The 3,915-nt window shown below is 63.8% G+C and carries 5 protein-coding genes; all 5 read right to left on the reverse strand.

The genetic code is table 11. From position 1 onward, the window contains the following. Nucleotides 1-157: 157 nt before the first annotated feature. Entirely contained in the window at nucleotides 158-628 is a 471-nt protein-coding gene (locus A6A05_RS01740) for a DUF3124 domain-containing protein (protein WP_068496868.1), read from the reverse strand. 191 nt (nucleotides 629-819) lie between these two features. Continuing rightward, a complete protein-coding gene (locus A6A05_RS01745; RefSeq protein WP_068496870.1) occupies nucleotides 820-1,272 on the reverse strand; it encodes a YccF domain-containing protein in 453 nt (150 codons plus the stop codon). A 141-nt stretch (nucleotides 1,273-1,413) separates the two neighbouring features. Further along, nucleotides 1,414-2,757, reverse strand: a complete 1,344-nt coding sequence (gene accC, locus A6A05_RS01750) for an acetyl-CoA carboxylase biotin carboxylase subunit (protein ID WP_068496871.1) — start codon at nucleotides 2,755-2,757, stop codon at nucleotides 1,414-1,416. A 10-nt stretch (nucleotides 2,758-2,767) separates the two neighbouring features. Next, nucleotides 2,768-3,217, reverse strand: coding sequence for an acetyl-CoA carboxylase biotin carboxyl carrier protein (locus A6A05_RS01755; RefSeq protein ID WP_068496872.1), 450 nt, complete (start codon nucleotides 3,215-3,217; stop codon nucleotides 2,768-2,770). An 8-nt stretch (nucleotides 3,218-3,225) separates the two neighbouring features. Then, a complete protein-coding gene (gene aroQ / locus A6A05_RS01760; RefSeq protein WP_068496873.1) occupies nucleotides 3,226-3,672 on the reverse strand; it encodes a type II 3-dehydroquinate dehydratase in 447 nt (148 codons plus the stop codon). Between the last annotated feature and the right edge of the window lie 243 nt (nucleotides 3,673-3,915).

Below are 3,915 nucleotides of genomic sequence, written 5' to 3' on the forward strand. Positions count from 1 at the left end.
ACCAGCCTCGCTGTACGCCTCGCCGACACCCCAAGAAAGCGAAAACGCCAAGTGTGTGCGCTATGTTAACGCCTATGCCCTCGACCCTCCCCCCCCAGCCGTCCCGCCACCCGGCGAAATAACGGGGCCGATTCCACCAGGAATCGGCCCCGCTTTTTTACTTGACGATGGCGCGGCCCGGGCTGGTGAAGGCCAGGGAATGCGGGCCGAAGAAATAGGCGTTGACCGTCTCGATGATCGGCGGGCTGATGGGCTTGTCCGCCTTCCATTCCACCACGAAATTGGCCCCGGTGCCGCCGTCGTCGTCCTTGTGCTCGACGAAGAAGTCGGTCGAGGCCATCGGACCCAACCGGGCCGGCTTGGCCACGAATTCCCGCAGCATCTTGCCGGCGGTGTCGTAATAGCGCACCGAGGTCACGGTGAAGCCGTCATCGGGATCGGTGTTGCGCACCGCCAGCATCGACGACAGCAGCAGCATCTGCGGCTTGCCCTTGGCATCCAAATTGCCGTGCCAGATATGGGAATAGACCGGGACATAGACGGTCTGGCCGGCGCTGGGCCGGACATCCTCGGCCAGGGCGGGCAGGGCGGGGAGCAGCAGGGCTAACGCCAGCAGCATTCGGCGCATCGGGCAGGCCTTTCGATCGAATTCGTCGCGCTGCCAGTATGGCGCAAACGGCGCCCGGTTCAAGGCGGCGGCGAGCCTAGACCGTTTTCCGCCAGAGCGGAAAGCGGTCTAGAGTCTTATGTTTGGCCCGTGCCGGGCCGCTCAGGCGCCGCTCTGGCTGGTCGCGTGTTCACGCTTGGCGTGAAAACGCTCTAGCCCGCCAGTTTGCCCAGGCCCGCCAGCTTGCGGATTTCGGCGGCCGCTTCCGAGGTGACGCAGACCTTGCCGACCGGATTGAACATGGTGCCGACGGTCTTGGCCAGCGCCGCCGCCACCGGAATGCCCAGGATGCTGATGAACAGCAAGATCACCTGAATGATGGTGCCGATGGCCAGCAGCAGCCCCAGCGGCAGCCAGATGATCATCACGATGGTCGAATAGGTCTTCCAGGCGGGATTGCTATCCTGGTTCGGCATGGCGTCGGACCTGGCGACCATTTCATGGCCGAACGGGGCCAGGAAGAACTTGCCCAACTGCATCAGTCCCAGACCGATCGGCGCGGCGACCACCGTCGCGGTCAGCAGCAATCCCAACAGGAAGGTCAGACCGGCATTGACGAAGCCGAGGAAGGGGATGTGCCACAAAATGTTGCCGAGCGCGCGCATCGAGAAAGCCTTTGTCAGGGTAGGGACCCATACCTTAGACGAGAATGCTGCACTTGTGGACATCTAAAAATGGTACTTGTGCGACAAAAGAATGGGGCGGCCTTGGGCCGCCCCTTCACGCTTTCCGTCTTGTCCGCTCGTTCAGCTGTGCTGCTCGACGAACTTCTCCAGCCAGTGAATATCGTAATCACCGTTCAGGAAGTCGCTGTCGTTGACCAGGCGCTGATGCAGCGGCAGGGTGGTCTTGATGCCGTCGATGACATATTCGCCCAGGGCGCGGCGCAGGCGCATCATCGCCTCGTTGCGGCTGTTGCCCGACACGATCAGCTTGGCGATCATGCTGTCGTAATGGGGCGGGATGCGGTAGCCGGCATACATGCCGGAATCGACGCGCACGCCCAGCCCGCCCGGCGCGTGATAGCCGACGATGCGGCCCGGCGAGGGGATGAAGGTCTGCGGGTCCTCGGCGTTGATGCGGCACTCGATAGCGTGCCCCTGGAAGCGGATGTCTTCCTGGCCATAGCCCAAGGGCGCGCCGGCGGCGATGCGGATCTGCTCGCGCACCAGGTCGATGCCGGTGATCGCCTCGGTGATGGGATGCTCGACCTGCAGACGGGTGTTCATCTCGATGAAATAGAACTCGCCGTTCTCGAACAGGAATTCCAGGGTGCCGGCATTGCGGTAGCCCAGCTTCTTGACCGCGTTGCGGGCGATTTCGCCGATCCGTTCGCGCTGGGCGGAGTTCAGGGCCGGCGACGGCGCCTCTTCCAGCACCTTCTGGTGGCGGCGCTGGAGCGAACAATCGCGTTCGCCCAGATGGACCACGGCGCCGTAATTGTCGGCCAGGATCTGCATCTCGATGTGCCTGGGCTTGCCCAGGTACTTTTCCATGTAGACTTCGTCGTTGCCGAACGCCGCCTTGGCCTCGTTCCTGGCCAGGCGATAGGCCTCGCGCAGTTCGTCGGCCGAGCGTGCCACCTTCATGCCCTTGCCGCCGCCGCCGGCGGTGGCCTTGATCAGCACCGGATAGCCGACGGTCTCGGCGGTGGCCAAGGCCACCTCCTCGGTGTCGAGTGCCCCGTCGGAACCGGGCACGCACGGCAGGCCGGCCGACTTGGCGGCCTGCTTGGCGGTGATCTTGTCGCCCATCATGCGGATATGATCGGGGCTGGGGCCGATGAAGGCGAAGCCGTGTTCCTCGACCATCTGGGCGAAGTCGGCGTTTTCCGACAAGAAGCCGTAGCCGGGATGGATGGCGTCTGCCCCGGTGATGGTCGCCGCCGACAGGATCGCCGCCTTGTTCAGGTAGGAATCCTTGGCCGAAGGCGGGCCGATGCACACCGCCTCGTCGGCCAGGCGGACATGCATGGCGTCGTTGTCGGCGGTGGAATGCACCGCCACGGTGCGGATGCCCATCTCGCGGCAGGCGCGATGGATACGCAAAGCGATCTCGCCGCGATTGGCGATCAGCACCTTCTCGAACATCGGATCGATCCTATTCGATGACGGCCAGCGGCTCGCCGAACTCGACCGGCTGGCCGTCGGTGACGAGGAAGCGGACCAGCTTGCCGCCGCGCGGCGCGCGGATCGGGTTGAAGGTCTTCATCGCCTCGATCAGCATCAGGGTCTGGCCTTCCGAAACGGTGGCCCCGACCTCGACGAACTTGGGCGCGCCCGGCTCCGGCGACAGGTACGACACGCCGACCATCGGCGAGGTCACCGCGCCGGGGTGGTTGGCATCATCGACCGCCGCACCGCCCGGCTGGGCGACGGGAGCAGCCGCGACCGCCGGCATGGCCGGGGCGTAATGCTGGACCGGAGCGCCCTGGCGGGCGACGCGGATACGGATCGAGCCGGTGTCGTACTCGATCTCGGTCAGGTTGGTCTCGTCCAGCAGGGTGGCGAGCGAGCGGACCAATTCGGAATCGATGGATTTAGTGGCCATGTGCCTGTTCAGCTTTCCTTGATCAGGCGGGCAAGGGCGTCGAGCGCCAGGATATAGCCGTGGCTTCCGAAGCCGCAGATCATCCCCTTGGCCGCCTTGGAAACGAAGGAGTGGTGGCGGAATTCTTCCCGCTGGTGAATGTTCGACAGGTGCACCTCGACGCACACCACCTCGGCCGCCATCAGCGCGTCGAGCAGTGCCACCGAGGTATGGGTGAACGCCCCGGCATTCAAGATGATGCCGGCCGCCCGCCCCCTGGCGCCCTGAATCCAATCCACCAGGTCGCCCTCGTGGTTGGATTGGTGAAACTCCATGTCCAGGCCAAGCGATTCCGCATGCGCTGCCGCAGCGGTTTCGATGTCGGCCAACGTCTGATGGCCATAAACCTCGGGCTGGCGTTTGCCCAGCATGTTGAGGTTCGGCCCGTTGACGATCAGGACAAGTGGTTTCGCCATGCCGGTCTTATAGCATGCGCTACAAATGGCGCAATGGGGGAACTTTCAACGCGAAATATTGTTTCGTCGTCATGGTCCCGGCGCCGCTTTACGCCGACTGCCGACGGGCGCATCATCACGCGGGATGTGAACGGGAGGAGAGCGGGTCATGAAGAAGATACTGATTGGCTCTATTCGCAATTCGTATTGATATCGTGTAGAATGGCGGAAACGCGGGAGGTTTTGCGCGATGGATCGGAAGGA

Origin of the sequence: Magnetospirillum moscoviense (assembly GCF_001650635.1) — a bacterium.
Classification (GTDB): Bacteria; Pseudomonadota; Alphaproteobacteria; order Rhodospirillales; family Magnetospirillaceae; genus Magnetospirillum; species Magnetospirillum moscoviense.

Excerpts from the sequence above, each read along its gene's own strand:
- aroQ (WP_068496873.1), bottom strand. The coding sequence starts at position 3,672 with ATGGCGAAACCACTTGTCCTGATCGTCAACGGGCCGAACCTCAACATG.
- A6A05_RS01755 (WP_068496872.1), bottom strand. The coding sequence starts at position 3,217 with ATGGCCACTAAATCCATCGATTCCGAATTGGTCCGCTCGCTCGCCACC.
- A6A05_RS01740 (WP_068496868.1), bottom strand. The coding sequence starts at position 628 with ATGCGCCGAATGCTGCTGGCGTTAGCCCTGCTGCTCCCCGCCCTGCCC.
- A6A05_RS01745 (WP_068496870.1), bottom strand. The coding sequence starts at position 1,272 with ATGCGCGCGCTCGGCAACATTTTGTGGCACATCCCCTTCCTCGGCTTC.
- accC (WP_068496871.1), bottom strand. The coding sequence starts at position 2,757 with ATGTTCGAGAAGGTGCTGATCGCCAATCGCGGCGAGATCGCTTTGCGT.